This window comes from Streptomyces griseiscabiei (assembly GCF_020010925.1).
GTDB classification, from domain to species: domain Bacteria; phylum Actinomycetota; class Actinomycetes; order Streptomycetales; family Streptomycetaceae; genus Streptomyces; species Streptomyces griseiscabiei.
On record NZ_JAGJBZ010000001.1, the window covers coordinates 1,014,194 to 1,034,391 of the forward strand.

Annotated in this window: 23 protein-coding genes; 15 read left to right on the forward strand and 8 right to left on the reverse strand. The window is 71.7% G+C overall.

What is annotated here, in order from left to right; translation table 11 throughout:
- Window positions 1–4 precede the first annotated feature (4 nt).
- On the forward strand, window positions 5–1,633 hold the full coding sequence (locus J8M51_RS04340; RefSeq protein WP_267298971.1) for a TULIP family P47-like protein: 1,629 nt from the start codon (window positions 5–7) through the stop codon (window positions 1,631–1,633).
- Here J8M51_RS04340 and J8M51_RS04345 read toward each other — a convergent pair.
- Window positions 1,630–2,139, reverse strand: a complete 510-nt coding sequence (locus J8M51_RS04345; RefSeq protein WP_086755885.1) for an ATP-binding protein — start codon at window positions 2,137–2,139, stop codon at window positions 1,630–1,632. The two genes, J8M51_RS04340 and J8M51_RS04345, sit on opposite strands and share 4 nt — an antisense overlap.
- Before the next feature lie 158 nt (window positions 2,140–2,297).
- On the opposite strand from J8M51_RS04345, the gene J8M51_RS04350 reads away from it, so the two are divergent.
- The 5 genes from J8M51_RS04350 to J8M51_RS04370 all read left to right on the forward strand — a co-directional run bounded on the left by J8M51_RS04350 (window position 2,298) and on the right by J8M51_RS04370 (window position 5,219).
- A complete protein-coding gene (locus J8M51_RS04350) occupies window positions 2,298–3,149 on the forward strand; it encodes a helix-turn-helix domain-containing protein (protein WP_086755884.1) in 852 nt (283 codons plus the stop codon).
- Window positions 3,146–3,460: a DUF397 domain-containing protein gene (locus J8M51_RS04355; RefSeq protein ID WP_267298972.1), complete on the forward strand. Its 315-nt coding sequence runs from the start codon at window positions 3,146–3,148 to the stop codon at window positions 3,458–3,460. The genes J8M51_RS04350 and J8M51_RS04355 overlap by 4 nt, the downstream gene beginning before the upstream one ends.
- Before the next feature lie 7 nt (window positions 3,461–3,467).
- A complete protein-coding gene (locus J8M51_RS04360) occupies window positions 3,468–4,463 on the forward strand; it encodes a helix-turn-helix domain-containing protein (protein ID WP_267298973.1) in 996 nt (331 codons plus the stop codon).
- Between the two features lie 88 nt (window positions 4,464–4,551).
- Window positions 4,552–4,827 carry a hypothetical protein gene (locus J8M51_RS04365; protein ID WP_086762288.1) on the forward strand — a complete coding sequence of 92 codons (276 nt, stop codon included), beginning with the start codon at window positions 4,552–4,554 and terminating at the stop codon, window positions 4,825–4,827.
- 59 nt (window positions 4,828–4,886) lie between these two features.
- Window positions 4,887–5,219, forward strand: coding sequence for a DNA-binding protein (locus tag J8M51_RS04370; RefSeq protein ID WP_256966240.1), 333 nt, complete (start codon window positions 4,887–4,889; stop codon window positions 5,217–5,219).
- A gap of 54 nt (window positions 5,220–5,273) precedes the next feature.
- Here J8M51_RS04370 and J8M51_RS04375 read toward each other — a convergent pair whose 3' ends face one another.
- The 5 genes from J8M51_RS04375 to J8M51_RS04395 form a co-directional block, all read right to left on the reverse strand.
- Window positions 5,274–5,666, reverse strand: a complete 393-nt coding sequence (locus tag J8M51_RS04375; protein WP_086762292.1) for a PIN domain-containing protein — start codon at window positions 5,664–5,666, stop codon at window positions 5,274–5,276.
- Complete coding sequence (locus J8M51_RS04380; protein WP_060887480.1) at window positions 5,663–5,944, reverse strand: Arc family DNA-binding protein; 282 nt, start codon at window positions 5,942–5,944, stop codon at window positions 5,663–5,665. Before J8M51_RS04380 ends, J8M51_RS04375 begins: the two co-directional genes overlap by 4 nt.
- Window positions 5,945–6,027: 83 nt before the next feature.
- Window positions 6,028–6,825: a sugar phosphate isomerase/epimerase family protein gene (locus tag J8M51_RS04385; RefSeq protein ID WP_086762296.1), complete on the reverse strand. Its 798-nt coding sequence runs from the start codon at window positions 6,823–6,825 to the stop codon at window positions 6,028–6,030.
- A gap of 50 nt (window positions 6,826–6,875) precedes the next feature.
- Entirely contained in the window at window positions 6,876–8,033 is a 1,158-nt protein-coding gene (locus tag J8M51_RS04390) for a dihydrodipicolinate synthase family protein (RefSeq protein ID WP_086762298.1), read from the reverse strand.
- An 8-nt stretch (window positions 8,034–8,041) separates the two neighbouring features.
- Window positions 8,042–9,199: a Gfo/Idh/MocA family protein gene (locus tag J8M51_RS04395; protein ID WP_086762294.1), complete on the reverse strand. Its 1,158-nt coding sequence runs from the start codon at window positions 9,197–9,199 to the stop codon at window positions 8,042–8,044.
- A gap of 272 nt (window positions 9,200–9,471) precedes the next feature.
- On the opposite strand from J8M51_RS04395, the gene J8M51_RS04400 reads away from it, so the two are divergent.
- Entirely contained in the window at window positions 9,472–10,515 is a 1,044-nt protein-coding gene (locus J8M51_RS04400) for a LacI family DNA-binding transcriptional regulator (RefSeq protein ID WP_216591727.1), read from the forward strand.
- 35 nt (window positions 10,516–10,550) lie between these two features.
- On the opposite strand, the gene J8M51_RS04405 is transcribed toward J8M51_RS04400, so the two are convergent.
- Window positions 10,551–11,063 (reverse strand): hypothetical protein, encoded by a 513-nt coding sequence (locus J8M51_RS04405; RefSeq protein WP_267298974.1) that lies wholly within the window; start codon window positions 11,061–11,063, stop codon window positions 10,551–10,553.
- Between the two features lie 180 nt (window positions 11,064–11,243).
- On the opposite strand from J8M51_RS04405, the gene J8M51_RS04410 reads away from it, so the two are divergent.
- The 6 genes from J8M51_RS04410 to J8M51_RS04435 all read left to right on the forward strand — a co-directional run bounded on the left by J8M51_RS04410 (window position 11,244) and on the right by J8M51_RS04435 (window position 15,967).
- Window positions 11,244–11,441 carry a CsbD family protein gene (locus J8M51_RS04410; RefSeq protein ID WP_216591701.1) on the forward strand — a complete coding sequence of 66 codons (198 nt, stop codon included), beginning with the start codon at window positions 11,244–11,246 and terminating at the stop codon, window positions 11,439–11,441.
- A 165-nt stretch (window positions 11,442–11,606) separates the two neighbouring features.
- Window positions 11,607–12,602 carry an iron-containing redox enzyme family protein gene (locus J8M51_RS04415; RefSeq protein WP_216591700.1) on the forward strand — a complete coding sequence of 332 codons (996 nt, stop codon included), beginning with the start codon at window positions 11,607–11,609 and terminating at the stop codon, window positions 12,600–12,602.
- Window positions 12,603–12,641: 39 nt separating this feature from the next.
- Entirely contained in the window at window positions 12,642–12,845 is a 204-nt protein-coding gene (locus tag J8M51_RS04420; RefSeq protein ID WP_086763445.1) for a CDGSH iron-sulfur domain-containing protein, read from the forward strand.
- 126 nt (window positions 12,846–12,971) lie between these two features.
- On the forward strand, window positions 12,972–14,021 hold the full coding sequence (locus tag J8M51_RS04425; protein WP_086763439.1) for a bifunctional helix-turn-helix transcriptional regulator/GNAT family N-acetyltransferase: 1,050 nt from the start codon (window positions 12,972–12,974) through the stop codon (window positions 14,019–14,021).
- A 33-nt stretch (window positions 14,022–14,054) separates the two neighbouring features.
- Window positions 14,055–14,861 carry a sugar phosphate isomerase/epimerase family protein gene (locus J8M51_RS04430; protein WP_086763441.1) on the forward strand — a complete coding sequence of 269 codons (807 nt, stop codon included), beginning with the start codon at window positions 14,055–14,057 and terminating at the stop codon, window positions 14,859–14,861.
- 182 nt (window positions 14,862–15,043) lie between these two features.
- Window positions 15,044–15,967 carry an MHYT domain-containing protein gene (locus tag J8M51_RS04435; protein ID WP_216591698.1) on the forward strand — a complete coding sequence of 308 codons (924 nt, stop codon included), beginning with the start codon at window positions 15,044–15,046 and terminating at the stop codon, window positions 15,965–15,967.
- A gap of 135 nt (window positions 15,968–16,102) precedes the next feature.
- Here J8M51_RS04435 and J8M51_RS04440 read toward each other — a convergent pair whose 3' ends face one another.
- Window positions 16,103–16,843 carry a Type 1 glutamine amidotransferase-like domain-containing protein gene (locus J8M51_RS04440; RefSeq protein WP_086763402.1) on the reverse strand — a complete coding sequence of 247 codons (741 nt, stop codon included), beginning with the start codon at window positions 16,841–16,843 and terminating at the stop codon, window positions 16,103–16,105.
- A 670-nt stretch (window positions 16,844–17,513) separates the two neighbouring features.
- On the opposite strand from J8M51_RS04440, the gene J8M51_RS04445 reads away from it, so the two are divergent.
- Together J8M51_RS04445 and J8M51_RS04450 are read left to right on the forward strand one after the other, a co-directional pair.
- Window positions 17,514–19,337, forward strand: coding sequence for a glycoside hydrolase family 3 protein (locus J8M51_RS04445; RefSeq protein WP_267298975.1), 1,824 nt, complete (start codon window positions 17,514–17,516; stop codon window positions 19,335–19,337).
- A gap of 119 nt (window positions 19,338–19,456) precedes the next feature.
- Complete coding sequence (locus J8M51_RS04450) at window positions 19,457–20,104, forward strand: hypothetical protein (RefSeq protein ID WP_216591456.1); 648 nt, start codon at window positions 19,457–19,459, stop codon at window positions 20,102–20,104.
- The last annotated feature ends 94 nt before the right edge of the window (window positions 20,105–20,198 follow it).

Consider the following 20,198-nt stretch of genomic DNA (forward strand, 5'->3'; position numbering starts at 1 on the left):
CCTCATGGATCGCTCCGCACTCACCCGGCGCGGCGCGCTGAGCGCCGCCTTCGGCTCCGCCGCGGCGCTCGCCGTCCCCGCCACCGCGCAGGCCGCCACCGCGCCGGAGGCGGCGGTCGGCACCTCTGCCCTGCTGCCGGCCGTGCCCCGGGGCAAGCGCCTCCACCTGTCCTACGCGGACGCCGACTCCACGACCGCGCGGAAGGCCTCCGCGCGGAAGGCGTCCGCGCGACTGGGGGACACTCCTCCCACCGATGATTTCTCCACCTTCGGCTGGGACACCGTCTCCGTCATCGCGCTGACGGACGTCAACAACGCCATCGCCAAGTACGGCACCTCACCGAGCGCGTGGGACGGCACCGTCCCCGGCACGAAGTTCAGCCCCCCGGTCGTTCTCAACGGGCAGTTCGACCCATGGACCCTCGCCACCGGCGGCACCGGCGGCGGTGAGGTCGTCATGAGGATCCCGTTCGGCGCGGACCTGGGGGTGGGGAACCGCGGAGACGAGACGGTCTACGGCATCAGGGGCGGTACGGCCACGGTCGAGGTCGACCTGGCCTTCGACCCGGAGCGGAACCTGAGGGTCGACACCCAGCCGGACACCGAGAAGCCGCTCGCCGTGATCACCCATCTGGAGTTCGTCTCCCCGCCCGCCGGAGGCCTGGAGCCGGGTGAACATGATTGGCTGGTCATGACCCTGACGCAGCTGCTCGACCAATGGCTCAACGATCCGACCCATCTGGCCGCGTTCGAGCACGTCTTCACCGCCATCGACATCAACTCGGCCGAATCGATGGGAAACCTCGCCTGGCTCCTGCCCACCCACACGGACTACGCCTACTTCAACGGCACGAACGACGACGACTCCTTCCTGGGCGTGCTGTGCATGACCGAGAAGCGCGACCCCGGCAGGGCACCGCAGGAACTGGCGCCGGGCGCCATGGTCGTCGGACAGGAGAGATGGTCCGGACTCACCGTCTCGAAGGACCGTTTCATGAACAAGATGCTCCTGCCGGGGCTGCGGCGCCACTTCCCGGGCGTGGACATAGGCATCAACGACAGCGGAGCGTTCACAGCGGCGTCGGAGTTCCGCATGGACAAGCTCGTCGTCGACGGCAACAGCTACCAGCCGGTGGCCACCGAGTTCACGGTCTCCGTGGACTACGACAGGATCACCACGAACATGCAGCTCCTGGTTCCGGTGAACAGCCATATCAGCGGCCACGCCTGGATCGAGTACGCGATACAGCCGACGCTCGGCAAGAACTCCCAGGGCGAGGCGTGTCTGACGTACGAGGTGATTCAGCAGAACATCCAGCACTGGGTGGTGACCGACGGCGTCATCGGCGAGTTCGAACTCTGGCTCGCGAAGGTCGCCGACGGAATCGACGGCATCCTGCGTGCCGCCATGAACGGTCTGGGGCTGAAGTTCCTGGCCGGCATGGTGTCCTTCCCCTTCGACTCACTGGAGGACTGGGACGCCGACGAGGCTCTCGACCACCTGCCCACCGCCGACGCGTTCGCGCAGCAGGCGACGCTTCCGATCGCGTGGAAGAACGCCGATGTGCTGAGGCCCGCGCAGGTGCGGCTGCACAACGGGGCCCTCCAGATCTTCGGCCCCACCTTCCCCTAGAACCCCCGGCCGCGCCTCTTCGGCGGCCTGCGGTCGGGGAGGCGTCTCATCAGTGAGCGCCAGCCCGGCAGGTCGATCTCCACGAGTACGGTCTTGCCGGGCGGTCGGCGGTCCAGGATCTCCCAGCGGTCGGCGAGGGCGTCGACGAGGACCAGGCCGCGCCCGTTCTCGTCCAGGGGCCGGGCCGGGCGTACGGTGCCGGGGCCGGGCGGCAGGCGTTCGGCGCGGGTGTCGGTGACCTCGATGCGGAGGGAGCCCGTGGGCAGGGAGAGGCGCAGCTCGAAGTCCCGGCCCGGGACCCGGCCGTGCGTCACCGCGTTCGCCGCCAGCTCGGCGACGACCACGGCCGCCCTGTCGGACGCCTCCGAGCCGTACCGGATGCCCCAGGCGTGCAGCCGGCGCAGGGCCAGGTGTCTGGCGAGGCGCGCACCCAGCGGTGTCGAGCTGAACCGCTGGGTGAACGCGAGCACGGTGACGGGGTGTTGCGAGGCGGGCGGTGCGGTCATGTCACCAAGGTGACCTGCGGAAAGCCCTGTTCACCAGCTCCGCGCCGCGTACGCTGCGCGAGCGTACACGGTTACGTACTGGACGGTACTGGTGACAACACGTAACCATGGGTGTTGGAACGGTGTGGTTCGGCGGGCGGGTGCGCGGGAGGTGGCCGATGGGGGCCGACAGCGGCGGCGTGGTGGGGCTGGGCGGGGGCGGCGAGCCGGAGTCGTCCGACAGCCTGCGGACGTTCGGGGCGATGGTCCAGGCGCTGCGCGAGCACGCGGGGCTGAGCCGGGAGGAGTTGGCCGAGGTCATCGGTTACTGCAAGCACATGGTGGCCTCGGTGGAGCTGGGGAGGCGGATGCCGGATCAGGCGTTCGTGGAGGGGGTGGATCGGGCCCTGGGCGATACCGGTGCGCTGATCAAGGCGGCTCAGCATTTGGGGAGGCAGCCGGGGTTGGCGGCTTGGTTCAGGAAATGGGCCAAGCTGGAGGCGGAGGCGATCGTGCTCTACACGTACGAGTGCCGTCTGATTCCTGGGCTTCTACAGACCGAGGCATACGCCCGAACCCTGTTCAAGAACCAGCTGCCGCCGTTGGGCGACGACCAGATCGAGGCCCAGTGGGAAGCACGGTCCGAGCGGCAACAACTTCTCAGGGAGCGGCCGAACACCGCGTTCGGGTTCATCCTGGAGGAGGGGCTGTTCCTGCGTGGCACAGGCGGGGCGGAGATCACTCGCGAACTCATCGGCCATGTGCTGAACCTCGGCGAGCTGCGGAATGTCGAGATTCAGATCATGCCCCAGAGGCAGGAAACCCACTCCGGGCTCGATGGCCCCATGCAGTTGCTGGAGACACCCGAAAACCGCCACCTCGCCTACTGCGAGGGGCAGGAAAGCGCCCAGTTCATCCCTGACCGCAAAGTGGTCAGCATGCTTCAGATGCGGTATGCCAGGATGCGCTCACAGGCTCTCACTCTCACAGACTCCAAGAGCCTGTTGCAGCGGATGCGAGGGGACCTATGAGCACCACCGAACTGACCTGGTTCAAGAGCAGCTACAGCAGCGGCGGCTCCGGAGACTGCGTCGAAGTGGCCCTCTCCTGGTTCAAAAGCAGCTACAGCAGCGGCGACGGCGACGACTGCATCGAGATCGCTCAATCCTGGCACAAGTCGAGCTACAGCGGCGGTGACGGCGACGACTGCGTCGAAGTGGCCGTAGCCCTCCCCCACACCATCCACATCCGCGACTCCAAGAACACCCCCGGCCCCCAGCTCACCCTCTCCCCCACCGCCTGGGCCGACTTCGTCCCGTACGCGGCCGTCGCCCGGGGCTGAACCCGCCATGATCGGAACCGTGTTCCAGAGCGACGACGTGCCCGTGGAGCACCGGTTCGACTTCTGGCGGGACTTGACGCACCAGGCGATCGCGCCCAGCGAGATGCACAGCGAGTTCGCCGGCGACTTCTGGGCGCGGCAGCGGCTGCTGGCGCTGGGCCCGGTGCTGGTATGGCCGACCGCGCATCTGCCGACGGGGTTCCGGCGTACCGAGAGGCTGGTGCGGCAGTCCGACCCGGAGATGTACCACCTGTCGCTGGTGCTCGGGGGCGGGCTGGGGTTCGAGCATGTGGGGCGGGCCGAGGTGTACGGCCCGAGCGATCTGTGGCTGAGCGACACGTCACGGCCGTACGACGTGTGCCCGCCGGACGGTCTGGGGCGTCAGGTGATCACCGGGGTCGGCGTGGACTTCCCGAAGGCGCTGCTGCCGCTGCCGCCCGCCCGGATCGGGCAGTTGCTGGGGCGGCGGCTGTCGGGGCGGGAGGGGGTGGGGGCGCTGCTGACGGGGTTCCTCACGGGCCTGGAGCAGCAGGCCGACACCCTTCAGCCGTCCGACGCGCCCCGGTTGGGCACCGTACTGATCGACCTGCTGGCCGCGTGGTTCGCGCAGGTGCTGGAGGCGGAGGACGCGCTGCCGCCGGAGACGCGGGAGCGGGCGCTGACGACGCGGATACGGGCGTTCGTCCGGCAGAACCTGCACGACCCGGAGCTGACACCGCCGGTGATAGCGGCGGCGCACCACATCTCGCTGAGCTATCTGCACCGGCTGTTCCAGGAGGACACCCCGGGCGAGACGGTCGCGGCCTGGATCCGGGCCCAGCGTCTCGCCGGCGCCCGCCGCGACCTGGCGGACCCCGGCCTCTCCACCACCCCCATCCACACCATCGCCGCCCGCTGGGGCCTGGTCCGCGCGTCCGACTTCACGCGGGCGTTCCGGGGGGCGTACGGGGTGTCTCCGACGGAGTACCGGGAGCGGGCCGGGGCCGTGGGGGAGGCGGGGTAGAAGTGGTCGGTCTTGCGGATCGGCACCGCTGCGGACTCCCGCGCTACGCGACAAAACACTCTAATAGAAGTTTTGTTAGATTGAGCGGGTGAATGAACCTGCCTACGGGCCCGGCGAGGGTCCGACCAAGTCCGTCTCGGTTTCCGTGCACGAGGGCACCATCGCGGCCGTCCGTTCACGCGTCGGCAAGCGCGGCATCTCCGCCTATGTGGAGGCCGCTGTGCGACGGCAGATCGAGCGGGACCAGCTCGACGAACTCATCGCCGCGAACGAGGAGCTGCACGGCCCCCTCACCCAGGAGGAGATCGACGCGGCCGAGCATGAGATGTTCGGCGACAACCAGGATGGCCGGGCGGTGGCGTGAGCGGCACCTGGGTTCTCGACAGTGAGGCTCTGTGCCTGTACCTGCGTGGCGACCGCGCAATGACCGCGAGGCTCGCCGTCGCAAGCAAACGGGACGTCAGGGTGATCACCAGCGCGGCCACGGTCGTGAAGGCCGACCCCCAGGGGGCGCACACCGCCCGCCTCGCCTGGGCCCTCTCCCGCCTTGTGGTGGAGCCGGTCACCAAGGACACCGCCAAAGAGGCTGTCGCCCACATGAAGGACAGCGGCAGGACCGGCGGGCACAAGTACGCCCTGGACGCGATCGTCGCCGCCACCGCCCGCGCGGCGCAGCCGCCGGTGACCGTCCTCACCTCCGACCTCGACGACCTCAAGCCGCTCTGCGGCAAGCAGGTCGAGGTCAGGCAGGTCTGACCCGAGGGCCGGGCCGGGACCGCCCACGCACGAGACGCGGCCCCGCCCCGCCGGTCAGCGTCTCAGGTCCATGACCCCGATTCCGAGTCCCTCGTACACACCTGGTTCCACCGTGGCGATCAACGCCCCTGCCGGAAGGGTCTGGTTGGGCCTCGCGGCGTGGACGGCGGCCGAGGCGTCCTGGGCGACACCCGCTCGCCCGAGCTCGGCAACCGTCAGGGCCATGGCGTAGTCGTCGTCGATCATGGACAGTACGTCCACCAGGACACCCACATGGTCGACCATGCCCGCACGACGGCGCTCGGCCTCCAGCAGACACAGGACAGGCACCCACAGTCGGACGTCGTCGCTCGCCGCCGCGGCGTGGATGAGGCCGGAGACCTGCTTGTCGCCTCCCAGCGCCACGAGGGTGGGTGCGTCGAGAACATAGTGCTCGGTCTGGCTCACGGGGACGGCTCCACCTGCGCGAGGGCGGCCCTGTGGGCAGCCGTGGCCTCCCGCATCTTGCGCCGCATCTCCGCCGACTCCTCCTCGGACACCTCGTGCCCGAAGCGTTCGGCGAGCACGGCCCGCGTGCGATCGGCGCGTTCCTTGATCTGCTCGGGTGTCAGTGTCTGAGCAGCTATGTCCTGCATGAGAGCACGAAGGCTCGTCCCCCGGGCCTCGGCCACGGCGGCGAGCTGGTCACGGACTTCGGCGGGCACACGGATCATGACGTCGGACATGAGTCAAGTATACGCGACGTATACGCCCACTTCAGTTGGCGGCGAGCCGGGTGCCGACCTGACACCCGGCCCGCCGCCCGGGGTCACGCCGCGTGCTCCACGAACCGCCGGGCCGTCTGTGCGAGCAGCTCGCGCCCGTCGCCCGCCCACAGCTCGTCGTTGAACAGTTCCACCTCAATGGGGCCGGTGTAGCCGGCCGCCTCGACGTAGGACTTCCACTCGCGCATGTCGATCGCGCCGTCGCCGATCTGGCCCCGGCCGGTCAGGACGCCCTGGGGCAACGGGGTGATCCAGTCGGCGAGTTGGAAGGTGTGGATGCGGCCGGAGGCACCCGCGCGGGCGATCGCCGCCGGGGCCGTGTCGTCCCACCAGATGTGGTAGGTGTCCACGGTGACGCCCACCTGGTCCGCCGGGAAGCGTTCCGCGATGTCGAGCGCCTGGGAGAGCGTCGAGACCACACAGCGGTCCGAGGCGAACATGGGGTGGAGGGGCTCGATGGCCAGGCGGACGCCGTTCGCCGCCGCGTACGGGCCCAGTTCGGCCAGCGCGTCCGCGATGCGCTCACGGGCGGCGTACAGGTCCTTCGAGCCCTGCGGCAGGCCGCCGGAGACCAGGACCAGTGTGTCCGTGCCGAGCGTCGCCGCCTCGTCGATCGCCTTGCGGTTGTCGGCCAGTGCCGCCGCCCGCTCGGCCGGGTCGATCGCCGTGAAGAAGCCGCCCCGGCAGAGGGTGGTGACCGCGAGGCCCGCGTCGCGGACCGCCTTGGCCGTGGCCTCCAGGCCGTGCGCCGCGACCGGCTCGCGCCACAGGCCCACGCCCGTGATGCCCAACTCCACGCAGCCGTCGATCAGTTCGGGGATCGACAGCTGCTTGACCGTCATCTGGTTGATGGAGAAACGCTCAAGTCCCGCGGGAGCGGTGTCCGTCGTGCTCACTGGGCCACCCCGTACAGCGAGAGCAGGTTCTTCATCCGGGTCTCCGCCAGCGCCGGGTCCGGGAACAGGCCCAGGCCGTCGGCGAGTTCGTAGGCGCGGGCGAAGTGCGGGAGGGAGCGGGCCGACTGGAGGCCGCCGACCATCGTGAAGTGCGACTGGTGTCCGGCCAGCCACGCCAGGAAGACGACACCCGTCTTGTAGAAGCGGGTGGGCGTCTGGAAGAGGTGGCGGGAGAGTTCGACGGTCGGGTCCAGGAGGGCACGGAAGCCCTTCACGTCACCCGTGTCCAGGACGCGGACCGCCTCCGCCGCCAGGGGGCCCAGCGGGTCGAAGATGCCGAGGAGGGCGTGGCTGAAGCCCTTCTCGTCGCCCGCGATCAGCTCGGGGTAGTTGAAGTCGTCGCCCGTGTAGCAGCGCACGCCCTGCGGGAGGCGGCGGCGGATGTCGATCTCGCGCTGGGCGTCCAGCAGGGAGACCTTGATGCCGTCGACCTTGTCGGGGTGGGCGGCGATCACGGCGAGGAAGGTCTCGGTGGCCGCGTCGAGGTCCGAGGAGCCCCAGTAGCCGTCGAGGGCCGGGTCGAACATCGGGCCGAGCCAGTGCAGGACGACCGGTTCGGCGGCCTGGCGGAGCAGGTGGCCGTAGATCTCCAGGTAGTCCTCGGGGCCCTGGGCCGCCGCCGCCAGCGCGCGCGAGGCCATCAGGATCGCCTGGGCGCCCGACTCCTCGACGAGCGCCAGCTGCTCCTCGTACGCCTTGCGGATCTCCGCGAGGGAGGCCGACGCCGGGTCGGTGAGCTGGTCGGTGCCGACGCCGCAGGCGATGAGGCCGCCGACCGACTTCGCCTCGGCCGCGCTGCGGCGGATCAGCTCCGCCGCGCCCGCCCAGTCGAGACCCATGCCGCGCTGCGCGGTGTCCATCGCCTCGGCGACACCCAGGCCGTGCGACCACAGGTGGCGGCGGAAGGCGAGGGTGGCGTCCCAGTCGACGGCCGCCGGGGAGTCCGGGGAGACGTCCGCGAAGGGGTCCGCGACGACATGCGCCGCCGAGAAGACCGTACGGGAGGTGAGGGCGGTGCCCGCCGACACGGCCAGGGGCTCGGTGCGCGGGGTGTAGGCCCGCAACCGCCCCCCTGCGTCAGGGAGTTGAATGATCCCGTTCGTCACAGCTGGATCTCCGGAACGTCGAGACGGACACCCTCGGCCGACGACTTCAGGCCCAGTTCGGCGAGCTGGACGCCGCGCGCGCCGGCCAGCAGGTCCCAGTGGTAGGGCGCGTCGGCGTAGACGTGCTTGAAGAACAGCTCCCACTGCGCCTTGAAGCCGTTGTCGAACTCGGCGTTGTCCGGCACCTCCTGCCACTGGTCGCGGAAGGAGTAGGTGGCGGGGATGTCGGGGTTCCACACCGGCTTGGGGGTGGCGGAGCGGTGCTGGACGCGGCAGTTGCGCAGACCGGCGACCGCCGAGCCCTCGGTGCCGTCGACCTGGAACTCGACCAGTTCGTCGCGGTTGACGCGGACGGTCCAGGAGGAGTTGATCTGGGCGATGGCGCCGCCGTCCAGCTCGAAGACGCCGTACGCGGCGTCGTCGGCGGTGGCGTCGTAGGGCTTGTCCTGCTCGTCCCAGCGCTGCGGGATGTGCGTGGCGGTGAGCGCCTGGACGGACTTCACGCGGCCGAACAGCTCGTGCAGCACGTACTCCCAGTGCGGGAACATGTCGACAACGATGCCACCGCCGTCCTCAGCGCGGTAGTTCCAGGACGGGCGCTGGGCCTCCTGCCAGTCGCCCTCGAAGACCCAGTAGCCGAACTCGCCCCGGATGGAGAGGATGCGGCCGAAGAAGCCGCCGTCGATGAGGCGCTTGAGCTTCAGCAGACCCGGGAGGAACAGCTTGTCCTGGACGACGCCGTGCTTGATGCCGGCGGCGTTCGCGAGACGGGCCAGCTCCAGGGCGCCGTCGAGGCCCGTCGCGGTCGGCTTCTCGGTGTAGATGTGCTTGCCCGCCGCGATCGCCTTCTTGATCGCCTCCTCGCGGGCCGAGGTGACCTGGGCGTCGAAGTAGATCTCGACGGTCGGGTCCGCGAGGACCGCGTCGACGTCGGTGGAGACGTTCGCCGGGTCCAGTCCGTGCTGCTCGGCGAGGGCCTTCAGCGCGTGCTCGCGGCGGCCGACGAGGATCGGCTCCGGCCACAGCACGGTGCCGTCACCGAGGTCGAGACCGCCCTGCTCGCGGATGGCGAGGATCGAGCGGACCAGGTGCTGGCGGTAGCCCATGCGCCCGGTCACGCCGTTCATGGCGATCCGTACGGTTCTGCGCGTCACGGCCGTTCCTTTCGTTGGTATGCGTTCGGGGTGCGTTCGTTTTTCGCGTACGCGTCCGGCGCCGCGTACGCCCGACGAAAGGTGAGCGTCCCAGCAAGCGCTTTCTATCTGATGAGAAGCTAGCCTCTGAGCAGCGGTCTGGACAAGACCGCGCGGGGGTCGAGTTGTTCGAGGGGGCGAACGGCGAGCTGTTCGAGGGGGCGAACAGTGGTCGCGGTCGTATGGTTCCCCGACAGCCCGAACGAGACGCGCACCCGGAGGACGAGAAAACGATGACTGTGACCCTGGCGGACGTGGCGGCCCGCGCGCAGGTGTCGCCCGCGACCGTCTCCCGGGTGCTCAACGGGAACTACCCGGTGGCCGCGTCCACGCGCGAGCGGGTGCTGAAGGCCGTGGACGAGCTGGACTACGTCCTCAACGGCCCCGCCAGCGCGCTCGCCGCCGCCACCTCCGACCTCGTCGGCATCCTGGTGAACGACATCGCCGACCCCTTCTTCGGGATCATGGCCGCGGCCATCCAGTCCGAGATCGGCGGGCCGGGCGGCCGCGCGGGCGGGGAGCGGCTGGGTGTGGTGTGCAACACGGGCGGCTCCCCGGAGCGCGAGCTGACGTATCTCACGCTGCTGCAGCGGCAGCGGGCCGCCGCCGTCGTGCTGACCGGTGGGGCCATCGAGGACCCGGCGCATCTGACCGCCGTCGGCAACAAGCTGCGCAAGCTGGCGGAGGCCGGGACGCGCGTGGTGCTCTGCGGGCGCCCGCCGACGCCGGAGGCCATCGCGATCACCTTCGACAACCGGGGCGGCGGGCAGCTGCTCACCGAGCATCTGATCGGACTCGGGCACCGGCGGCTCGGCTACATCGCCGGCCCGCAGGAGCGGACGACCACCCGGCACCGGCTGGAGGGCCATCGCGCGGCCCTGGCGGCGGCCGGCGTCGAGGACGACCCCCGCTGGACCGTGTACGGCCGCTACGACCGGCTCTCCGGGTACGAGGCCACGCTGGAGCTGCTGCGCCGGGACCCGTCGCTGACGGCCGTGGTCGCCGCCAACGACACCGTCGCGCTGGGGGCGTGCGCGGCCCTCCGTGACTCCGGGCTGCGGATTCCCGACGACGTGTCCGTGGCCGGGTTCGACGACCTGCCCTTCAGCATCGACGCGGTACCCGCGCTGACGACCGTACGGCTGCCGCTGTCCGAGGCGGGGGCCCGGGCCGGCCGCATCGCGATGGGCCGCGAGGAGCCGCCGCACGGGGGGATCGCCACGGTGCGGGGGGAGTTGATGGTGCGGGGGTCCAGTGGGGGGCCTCGGGAGGCGTAGGGCGGAGCGGCCGGGGCGCGCGGGGGTCGGTCGGCTCAGGGGGTGTCGGGGGTCCGGGGTTCGGGGGTCCGGGCTTCGGTCGGGGCCGGTGCCGGTCGGGGCCGGGAGCCGCGGAGGCCTTGGGACGCGGTCGCGCCCAGGGTGAGTACGCACAGTGCGATGCCTCCCAGAACGGTCGGGTTCACCCAGGCGGGGACCAGCTCGGTTCCCGCGCCCTCCTCCGTGACGCACCGCACGCTGACCGGCAGGGTCATCCGGGTCACCACGTACTCTCCGGGGGCGCCGGCGGCGGCGCACATCTGCTCCGGGTCCAGGATGTAGAAGCCGGTCATCACGCCGTACGCGTACGCGCCGAGCGCCGCCGCCCCGCCGCCGAGCGCGAGCAGCGCGCAGGAGCCGGCGTCCGGCAGCCCACGCCGCCGCCCGCCCGACCACCGTCTTCGCGCGCGCAGGGTCAGTGCCACGGCCGTGGCGAGGACGACCGGCGGGGTGGCGAACGGCGCGAGGGTGAGGGTCAGGAAGAGGACGCCGTAGAAGAAGTGCTCCATGGTTCAGCGGACTTCGCAGGGGTGTCGGTGGTTCCGGGGGCACCGGTTCCGGGGGCTGGGGGCGAGGGTCGGGCGGGCTCTGCGGGGTTCTCACCGAGCGTGATCGTTCGGCGCGCGAGGGTCACCGGTCCGCCGTACGTTGGGCGGGCAAGGCACTTCACCCCCCACCAAGGAGTAACCATGGCCGCCAAGGACAAGGGCAGCATGGACAAGATCAAGGGCAAGGCCAAGGAGATGACCGGCAAGGTCACCGGCGACCGTGAGCAGCAGGCCGAGGGCAAGATGCAGCAGGCGCGCGGCGAGGCCAAGAAGATGAAGGGCAAGGCGGAGGAGCGCGTCCAGGAGACGCAGCGGTCGGTGCGGCGCGACGGTATGTGAGGTCGCGCTGCGGAAGGGGGCTCCCTGGAGCAGGGAGCCCCCTTCGGCGTGAGTGGGGCCCGCCCGGCGTGGGCGTGGGCGGGGGCCGAGGGGCCGGGGCCTCCCTCCACGTCGGCGCCGTCGATCGCGTCCGCATGAGTCGGGTGGCCGGGGTACCCGGTCGGTATGGAGAGCCAGGTCGTGGGGCCGGCGCTGCCGGAGAGCAGGGGGCGGGTGTCGGCTGCCGTCGTGGGGTGTCTGCGGAGGGCGGGGGCGCCGCCGGACAACCGGGTGATCGCGGGCGCCGACCCCTTCGGCGAGGATCTTCAGCTCGCCCTCTACCTCTGCTACGAGCTGCACTACCGCGGCTTCGCCGACGTCGACGCCGACCTCGAATGGGACCCCGAGCTGCTGCGCTGCCGGGCGGCCCTGGAGTGGCCGTTCCTCGAAAGCCTGCGCGACCGGGCCACCCGGCACACGAGCGCCCGGGAGGCACTGGACGAACTGCTCGTGGAACCGGCGGACGGCGACGCGGGCGGGGTCGGTGACTTCCTCCAGGACCGGGGCGAGCTGTGGCAGGTGCGGGAGTACGCGGCGCTGCGCTCGCTCTACCACCTCAAGGAGGCCGACCCGCACGCGTTCGTGCTGCCCCGGCTGTGGGGGCGGGCGAAGGCGGGGATGGCCGCGGTGGAGTTCGACGAGTTCGGCGGGGGCCGGGCCGAGCGGGTGCACGCCCGCCTCTTCGCCGACCTGATGACCGACCTGGGGCTCGACCCGGCGTACGGCCGCTATGTGGACTCCGCCGGGGCCGAGGCGCTCGCCCTGGTGAACCTGATGTCCCTCTTCGGGCTGCACCGGGCCCTGCGCGGCGCCCTGGTCGGCCACTTCGCGACCGTCGAGATCACCTCCTCCCCCGGCTCCCGGCGGCTCGCCCGCGCGATGCGGCGGACCGGGGCGGGCGCCGCCGCCGAGCACTTCTACGACGAGCACGTCGAGGCCGACGCCGTACACGAGCAGGTCGTGCGGCGGGAGGTCGTCGCCGGGCTGCTGGAGGAGGAACCGCAGCTGGACGCCGACGTGGCCTTCGGCGTCGACGCCACCAACCATCTGGAGGACGCCCTCGCCGACCGTCTCCTCGGAGCGTGGCGGGCGGGTCGGTCGTCGCTCCGGACGCCGGTGTGACGCGCCCGCGAGACGAGAAGTGAGGAGCCGGTGATCGCCATGCCGAACGCCCCCGCCGAACCCTGCCGCATCACCCTCCAGCGCCCCGGTCCCCTCCTGGTCGAGGGCCCGGTCGAGGTCACGCTGGAGGACGGCACCACCGTGTCGTCGGACCGCTTCCGCGTCGCGCTGTGCACCTGCCGCCGCAGCGGGATCTATCCGTGGTGCGACACCAGCCACCGCCTCCGACGCCGGGACCGTTGAACGCCGCCGGGCTCTTTTCCCGTGCGCTCACGCCCACCCCATCGACTCCTCTGACTCAGTCAGCTATTCTCCTGACTGAGTCAGAGATGAACGGACGGCGGGGCGGCCACAAGGGGGCGATCGGTGATGACCGTGCACGACATCCGCGCGTTCAACCGCTTCTACACGAACGTGATCGGCGCGCTGGACTACGGCCGCCAGGTGTACGCCCCCTACACGCTCACCGAGGCGCGCGTGCTGTGGGAGCTGGCGCACACCGCGCGGGCGGAGGCGGCGGAGCTGCGGGCCGAGCTGTCGCTGGACTCGGGGTATCTGAGCCGGCTGCTGGCGAAGTTCGAGAAGGACGGGCTGGTCGAGCGGGCGCGGTCGGCGCGCGATCCCCGGCGGCAGCGGGTGACGCTCACCGCGCGCGGCCGGGAGACGGCCGCGCTGCTCGGGGAGCGGTCCGACGAGGCGGTGGGCTCCCTGCTGTCGACCGTGCCGCCCGCCGACCGGCCCCGGCTGACCGAGGCGATGGGCGACATCCGCGCGATCCTCGGCGACCGCCGCCGCACGCCGGACCCCGACGACGTACGGCTGCGCGGGCCGCTCCCCGGCGACCTGGGCTGGATCGTGCAGCGCAACGCGGCGCTGTACGCGGCGGAGTACGGGTTCGACGCGGACTACGAGACGCTGGTGGCGCGGATCGTCGCGGACTACGCCGAGCAGCGGGACCCGGAGCGGGAGCGGCTGTGGATCGCCGAGGTGGACGGGCGGCCGGTGGGGTGCGTGATGTGCGTACGGGACGAGTCGCCCGGGGCCGCGCGGCTGCGGCTGCTGCTCGTCGAACCGGAGGCGCGGGGGCTGCGTATCGGGGACCGCCTGGTCGGGGCCGTCGTGGACTTCGCCCGCGAGACCGGCTACCGCGAGGTCGTCCTGTGGACCAACGACTGTCTCGCCGCCGCCCGCCGGATCTACCGGCGCCACGGCTTCACGCTCGTCGCCGAGAAGCCCCACCGCTCGTTCGGCGTGGACCTGGTGGGCCAGGACTGGCGGCTGGAGCTGCCGGCGGCCCCGGGGCACGGGGAAGCCGCCTCCCCCGCGTCCGAAGGGCAGCCGGGACAGCCGGGACAGGCAGGACAGGCAGGACAGGCAGGACAGGCAGGCAGGCAGGCAGGCAGCCGGGACAGCACATGACCGGGTGACGTGTGACGTGTACGGTCCGAAGGCATGAAACTCGCGTTCTCCACCCTCGGCGTCCCCGGCCTCCCCGTCACCGATGTCCTCCAGCTCGCCGTCACCCACGGCTACCACGGCGTGGAACTGCGCGCCCATCCCGAGGAGCCGGTGCATCCCGGTATCGGGGCGGACGAACGGGCCGCCGTGGCGGCCGAGTTCAAGGCGGCGGGCGTCGAGATCCTCGGCCTCGCCGGGTACGCGCGGGTCGCCGCGCCGGGCGAGGACGGCCCCGTGCTCGACGAGATCCGCCGGCTGCTCGACCTGGCACGGGATCTGGGGGCGCCCTACATCCGCGTCTTCCCCGGTGCCGATCTGGACGGCGGCCAGAGCCGGGAGGAGGCCGACGCGATCGCCGCCCGGCGGCTCGGCACGGCGGCGGAGGACGCGGCCGACCGGGGCGTACGCGTGCTGCTGGAGACCCATGACTCGCACCGCACCGGCGCCGACGCGATCCGTGTCCTCGGTCCGGTCGGCCACGGCAGTGTCGGCTCGCTCTGGGACGTGATGCACACCTGGCTCGGCGGCGAACAGCCCGCCGATTCCTACGCCGCCCTCTCCCCCTTCCTCGGCTACGTCCAGGTCAAGGACATCGCCTCCCCCGAGGACACCACCCCGCTCGCGCTCGGCGCGGGCGTCCTCCCGCTCGGCGAGTGCGTCGAACTCCTCTCCCGCAAGGACTGGGACGGCTGGCTCTGCTGGGAGTACGAGAAGCGGTGGTACGAGGAGGCCACGCCGCTGCCGGAACTGCTCGCGGCGGGCCGGGAGCACCTGGGGCGCCTGCTGAACGACGCCGCGTAGGGGTTCCGCCCGCGCACCGGTTTTGACCACGAATCAGTATCGAGTCACCCAAAGCCGATCACCCGTCGGACAATTACCGACAGTAACTCTTGGAAAACTGAGCGCTGCGGTACGCCCTTACAGCAGACTTACCTCCCGCAACAGCCATGCGCAACTGGCCATGTATCGGGGGGATTTGGCATATGCAAGGCACGGTCGACGGATTCAGCTACGGTGCGGTCACCCCGGTGGCCGCCTATGTCATGGCCTGCCTGGGCGCGGCGCTCGGACTGCGCTGTGTGGTCAGGTCGGTCTACAACGAACAGTCCTGGAAGCCGGGTTGGCTGGCGCTGGGCGCCGCGTGCATCGGGTGCGGCATCTGGACCATGCACTTCATCGCGATGGTCGGCTTCCGGGTGAAGGAGAGCCAGATCCGCTACGACGTGGGGCTGACCGTGCTCAGCCTCGCCGTCGCCATCGCGGTCGTCGGTATCGGGGTCTTCGCGGTGGGCTACCGCGGCGTCAGCACGTCCACGCTGTGCTCGGCGGGCTGCGTCACGGGGCTCGGTGTGGCCGCGATGCACTATCTGGGCATGGCCGCGATCCAGTTCAACGGCTACATCCAGTACGACATCGCGGTCGTCGCCCTCTCCGTCGGCATCGCCATCGCCGCCGCGACCGCCGCGCTGTGGGCGGCCGTGTCGATCCGGGGGTTCCTCACCAGTCTGGGGGCCAGCCTGGTGATGGGGGTAGCGGTCTCCGGCATGCACTACACGGGCATGGCCGCGGTGGGCGTGCACCTGCACGGCACCACCGGCGGCACGTTCACCGGCGAGTCGCCCACGTCGATCCTGCTGCCCATGCTCATCGGGCCGGTCATCTTCCTGCTTCTCGCGGGCGTGGTCGTGATGTTCGACCCGATGCTCGTCCTGGGCGAGGGCGACTGGGACCGGTCAGCCGCCACGCGCGGGCGGGAGCCCCAGCGCGGCCCCTGGCGCGCCGACCGCCCCGACGTCCCCCTCCAGCACCCGGACCCCGACCCCTCCGGCTCCCTCTTCGCCCCCCGTCCCCGCCGGACGGCTCCACCGGAGCCCCAGGGGACGGGGCGCCGGGTCCAGCCGTGGTGAGCGGGGTTCGCCGCCGGGTGCGTTTTCAGGTGCGGGTCCGGTGGGGGGCTGGTGGGGGGGGGCTGGTCGCGCAGTTCCCCGCGCCCCTAAGAGACCGGGGCCCCGCAGCCTCGAACGGCGACCGGCGGCGGGCCACTAGGCGCCGGGCTCCCGCAGCAGTCGGGGCTGTACTCGTTCCTCCACCGCCGCGTCGCCCTCGCGCCGCACGATGTACGCGCCCTTGCCCGGGAGTTCGGTGACCGCCTCCGTCAGACGGGTGCCGTGGTAGACGAGACCGACGCCGTCGTCCGTGCAGTGGGTCTCGGGCAGGGTGCCGTCGGCGACGAGGCGGTGGGTCAGGGGGCGGCGGCCCTCGTCGACGTCGTAGTGGACGCCGTTGCCGTACGGGAGGAACCCCAACGCGTCGGTCACCGGGCGGAGTCGCGGGCCGAAGGAGTCCGTCGTACCGCCGTGGAACCAGCAGATGGAGCCCGCGCTGACCCCGCTGAGGACGACGCCGGACTGCCAGGCCCGACGGAGGATGCCGTCGAGTCCGTGGACGCGCCAGACGGCCAGCAGGTTGGCGACCGAGCCGCCCATGACCCAGACGACGTCCTGGTCGAGGACGGCCGCCTCGATGTCCTCGATGTTCGGCATCGGGAAGAGCGCGAGCGGTGTCAGATCGAAGCCCGCGACCCGTGCCGCCTCGCTCATGCGCGCGGTCATGTGCTCGGCGTCCCCGATCGCCGTGCCGATGTACATGACCTTCGGCCGCCGCCCGCTCACCCCCGACAGCTCGACGGCGTGGTGCACGAGGGAGTGGAAGGTCACCCGGGTGCGGTCACCGACGCGGTGGCCGCCCGAGGTGGCGACGATGGTGGGCTCGGGGGCGGTCATGGCCTGGAGGTTAGTGGAAGGTGTGCGGACGTCGCGGCGAGGGGCGCCTAGGGGGGTGGGGGTGCGGATTCGTCGGCGGGTGCGGGTGGTTCGTGGTTGCTCGCGCAGTTCCCCGCGCCCCTGAAAGACCAGGCCCCTGCGGGCCTGGAAGACCAGCCCTCCGCGGCCTGAAAGCCCACCGGCGGCGGGCCTGAAAGACCACCGGCGGCAGCGGGCCTGAAAGATCACCCGAGGTGGCGGGCCTGAGACGCACGGGGCGCAGCCCCGGCTTTTCAGGGGCGCGGGGAACTGCGCGAGAAGCCCCACCGGGCCCGCACCCGCCAAAGAACCCGCACCCCCCACCCCCCTGACCACCCCCAACCCCACCCGTACCGACTTCCCGAAATCGCTCCTCCCCGGGGAACCCGAACCCACCCCGCCCCGTCCAACCCCCACGCCGCCGGATGAGTCTCCGCAGTGCGGTGTCGGCCTCGCTGCTGGCTGCGATCGCTGACCAACCCTCTCCACCGCCTGCGGCCGGCGGCACGCCGTCATCGGTGCGCCCCCCTCCTCAGCGCCGGTGACGGCCCCTCATGTGTCGCCGTGCGGTCCCTTGACCGAAAGAAACTTCCCGGATAATCGTGACACCTTGGAAGTTTCCTTCAGCAGATCTCCGGAAGGAGCGCCGCACGTGCCCTCCAGACGTACCGTTCTCGCCGCCACGGCCGGCGTCACCACGGCCCTGGCCCTCGGCACCGACGCACGGGCCGACGCCGCCGACAGCACACACGACGACACCTCGCTCCGCCGCCTCGTCTCCCGGATGAGCCTGGAGGAGAAGGTCGGCCAGCTCTTCGTGATGCGGGTCTACGGGCACTCGGCGACCGCGCCGGACCAGGCCGACATCGACGCCAACCTCCAGGAGATCGGGGTCCGGACGGCCGCCGAGCTGCTGGCGAAGTACCGGGTCGGCGGGATCATCTACTTCTCGTGGGCGCACAACACCCGCGACCCGCACCAGATCGCCGCCCTCTCCAACGGCATCCAGCGCGCCTCCCTCGCCCTCCCCCGCGGTCTGCCCGTCCTCGTCTCCACCGACCAGGAGCATGGTGCCGTGGCAAGGGTCGGCGCGCCCGCCACGCTGCTGCCGGGGGCGATGGCCCTGGGAGCGGGGGGTTCGCCCGCCGACGCCCGTGAGGCGGGGCGCGTCGGGGGCGCCGAGTTGCGCGCGCTCGGCGTGCGGCAGGACTACGCACCGGTCGCCGACGTGAACGTCAACCCGGCCAACCCGGTCATCGGCGTCCGGTCCTTCGGCGCCGACCCCGAGGCCGTCGCGGGGCTGGTCGCCGCGCAGGTGAAGGGCTATCAGGGCGCGGGGGTGGCGGCCACCGCCAAGCACTTCCCGGGGCACGGGGACACGGCCGTCGACAGCCACTACGGCTTCCCGGTCATCGAGCACACCCGCGCGCAGTGGACGGCCCTGGACGCCCCGCCGTTCCGCGCCGCGATCCGGGCCGGCATCGACTCGATCATGACCGCGCACATCATGGTCCCGGCCCTGGACCCCTCAGGCGACCCGGCCACCCTCTCCCGCCCGATCCTCACCGGCATCCTCCGCGGCGAGCTGGGCTACGACGGCGTCGTGGTCACCGACTCGCTCGGGATGCAGGGCGTACGGGAGAAGTACGGCGACGACCAGGTGCCGGTGCTGGCGCTGAGGGCCGGGGTGGATCAGCTGCTCAACCCGCCCTCGATCGACGTGGCGTGGCACGCGGTCCTGGCCGCCGTACGGGCGGGTGAGCCGACCGAGGCGCGGCTCGACGAGTCGGTCCTGCGCATCCTGCGGCTCAAGGCGCGGCTCGGGCTGTTCGAGCGGCCGTATGTCGACGAGGGAGGCGTGGACCGGATCGTGGGCGTCCGGCGGCATCTGGACACCGCCGACCGGATCGCCGAGCGGACCACGACCCTCCTGGTCAACGAGGGGCCGCTGCTGCCGCTGTCCCGGCGTACGCACCGCAACGTGCTGGTGGTCGGCGCCGACCCGGCGTCCCCGTCGGGCACCACGGGACCGCCCACGGCCGTCCTCGCCGCCGAGCTCGCCTCCCTCGGCTTCACCACCACCAGCCTGTCGACCGGTACGGCCCCGACGCCGGACCTCGTCGACCGGGCCGTGGCGGCGGCCGGGGGCAAGGACGCGGTGGTCGTGGCAACGTACAACGTGACGGCGGACAGTACGCAGCGGACCCTGGTCGAGCGGCTGGTCGCCACCGGGGTGCCGGTGGTCGCCGTCGCCGTCCGCAACCCGTACGACGTGGCCCAACTGCCGGGCGTGAAGGGCTTCTTGGCCTCGTACTCCTGGACGGACGTCGAGGTGCGGGCGGCGGCGCGGGTGCTGGCCGGGCGGGTCGCGCCGCGCGGCAGGCTGCCGGTGCCGGTGCAGAAGGCCGGTGACCCGGAGTCGGTGCTGTACCCGATCGGACACGGACTGACGTACCCGGCCTCGGACACGGACTGACGTACCCGGCCTACGACACACACCCGTCGTCACCCCACCGACGTGCGCAAAGCACCCGGTTCGTCTGGCGTGCCCCTGAGGGGAGGGGCACGCTGGACGGGTACATCGGGGGGTGGTTCATGCGAGGAGTGCGTACCGGGCTGCTGCTGTCGACCGCGGTGCTGGCCGTCGCCGCGCTGTCGGGGTGTCAGGCCTGGTCGGGCGGGGTGGGCGGGGAGCCCGCGTCGGCGGCGGCCACGGTCACGACCGCGCCGACCCGGCCGACCGGGTACGGGACGGTGTTCCTCGGGGTCGACGAGTGCAGTTCGTTCGGGACGACCAGCTTCACCGAGGTGCCCTGCGCGGGCGAGCGGGCCGCCGCCCGGGTCGTGGCCCGGCACGACGGCCGGGTGGGGCAGGGGCCGCTCTGCCCGCCGACCACCGACTTCGTCCTGCACATCAGCGAGTCCACCGACGAGCGGGACGGCGACGACGAGGACGGCGACGGTTCCGTGCCGCAGGGCTACGCCTGTATGCGCAAGCTGCAGCCGCCGCACCCGGGCGACCCCGGCGGCGGGGGCGGGCCCCGCACCATCGTCGGCGACTGCGTCTACGGGGCCGGGCGGGGCGAGGTCCGGGAGACGGCCTGCGACGGCAACGGCCGGCACGATCCGGAGTACGAGGTGACGACGGCCGTCGCCACGAAGGAGCGGTGCCCGGCCACGACCGAGCTGTATGTGCGGCTGGGCGGCGGCAGCCGGCCGGTGGGGTGCGCGGTGCCGGTGTGAACGACCGGGCACCACCGACGACCGGACACCACCGACGACCGGGCCCCGGTGCCACCATGAGGCGGCACCGGGGCCCGGCTCAGCCGGACGGACG

Bases quoted from the DNA above. Each gene is read 5' to 3' on its own strand.
- J8M51_RS04355 (WP_267298972.1), top strand. From the start codon at position 3,146: ATGAGCACCACCGAACTGACCTGGTTCAAGAGCAGCTACAGCAGCGGC.
- J8M51_RS04405 (WP_267298974.1), bottom strand. From the start codon at position 11,063: ATGGAGCACTTCTTCTACGGCGTCCTCTTCCTGACCCTCACCCTCGCG.
- J8M51_RS04410 (WP_216591701.1), top strand. From the start codon at position 11,244: ATGGCCGCCAAGGACAAGGGCAGCATGGACAAGATCAAGGGCAAGGCC.
- J8M51_RS04430 (WP_086763441.1), top strand. From the start codon at position 14,055: ATGAAACTCGCGTTCTCCACCCTCGGCGTCCCCGGCCTCCCCGTCACC.
- J8M51_RS04435 (WP_216591698.1), top strand. From the start codon at position 15,044: ATGCAAGGCACGGTCGACGGATTCAGCTACGGTGCGGTCACCCCGGTG.
- J8M51_RS04340 (WP_267298971.1), top strand. From the start codon at position 5: ATGGATCGCTCCGCACTCACCCGGCGCGGCGCGCTGAGCGCCGCCTTC.
- J8M51_RS04415 (WP_216591700.1), top strand. From the start codon at position 11,607: ATGGAGAGCCAGGTCGTGGGGCCGGCGCTGCCGGAGAGCAGGGGGCGG.
- J8M51_RS04385 (WP_086762296.1), bottom strand. From the start codon at position 6,825: ATGACGGTCAAGCAGCTGTCGATCCCCGAACTGATCGACGGCTGCGTG.
- J8M51_RS04380 (WP_060887480.1), bottom strand. From the start codon at position 5,944: ATGTCCGACGTCATGATCCGTGTGCCCGCCGAAGTCCGTGACCAGCTC.
- J8M51_RS04450 (WP_216591456.1), top strand. From the start codon at position 19,457: ATGCGAGGAGTGCGTACCGGGCTGCTGCTGTCGACCGCGGTGCTGGCC.
- J8M51_RS04345 (WP_086755885.1), bottom strand. From the start codon at position 2,139: ATGACCGCACCGCCCGCCTCGCAACACCCCGTCACCGTGCTCGCGTTC.
- J8M51_RS04420 (WP_086763445.1), top strand. From the start codon at position 12,642: ATGCCGAACGCCCCCGCCGAACCCTGCCGCATCACCCTCCAGCGCCCC.
- J8M51_RS04350 (WP_086755884.1), top strand. From the start codon at position 2,298: ATGGGGGCCGACAGCGGCGGCGTGGTGGGGCTGGGCGGGGGCGGCGAG.
- J8M51_RS04370 (WP_256966240.1), top strand. From the start codon at position 4,887: ATGACCGCGAGGCTCGCCGTCGCAAGCAAACGGGACGTCAGGGTGATC.
- J8M51_RS04425 (WP_086763439.1), top strand. From the start codon at position 12,972: ATGACCGTGCACGACATCCGCGCGTTCAACCGCTTCTACACGAACGTG.
- J8M51_RS04440 (WP_086763402.1), bottom strand. From the start codon at position 16,843: ATGACCGCCCCCGAGCCCACCATCGTCGCCACCTCGGGCGGCCACCGC.
- J8M51_RS04360 (WP_267298973.1), top strand. From the start codon at position 3,468: ATGATCGGAACCGTGTTCCAGAGCGACGACGTGCCCGTGGAGCACCGG.
- J8M51_RS04400 (WP_216591727.1), top strand. From the start codon at position 9,472: ATGACTGTGACCCTGGCGGACGTGGCGGCCCGCGCGCAGGTGTCGCCC.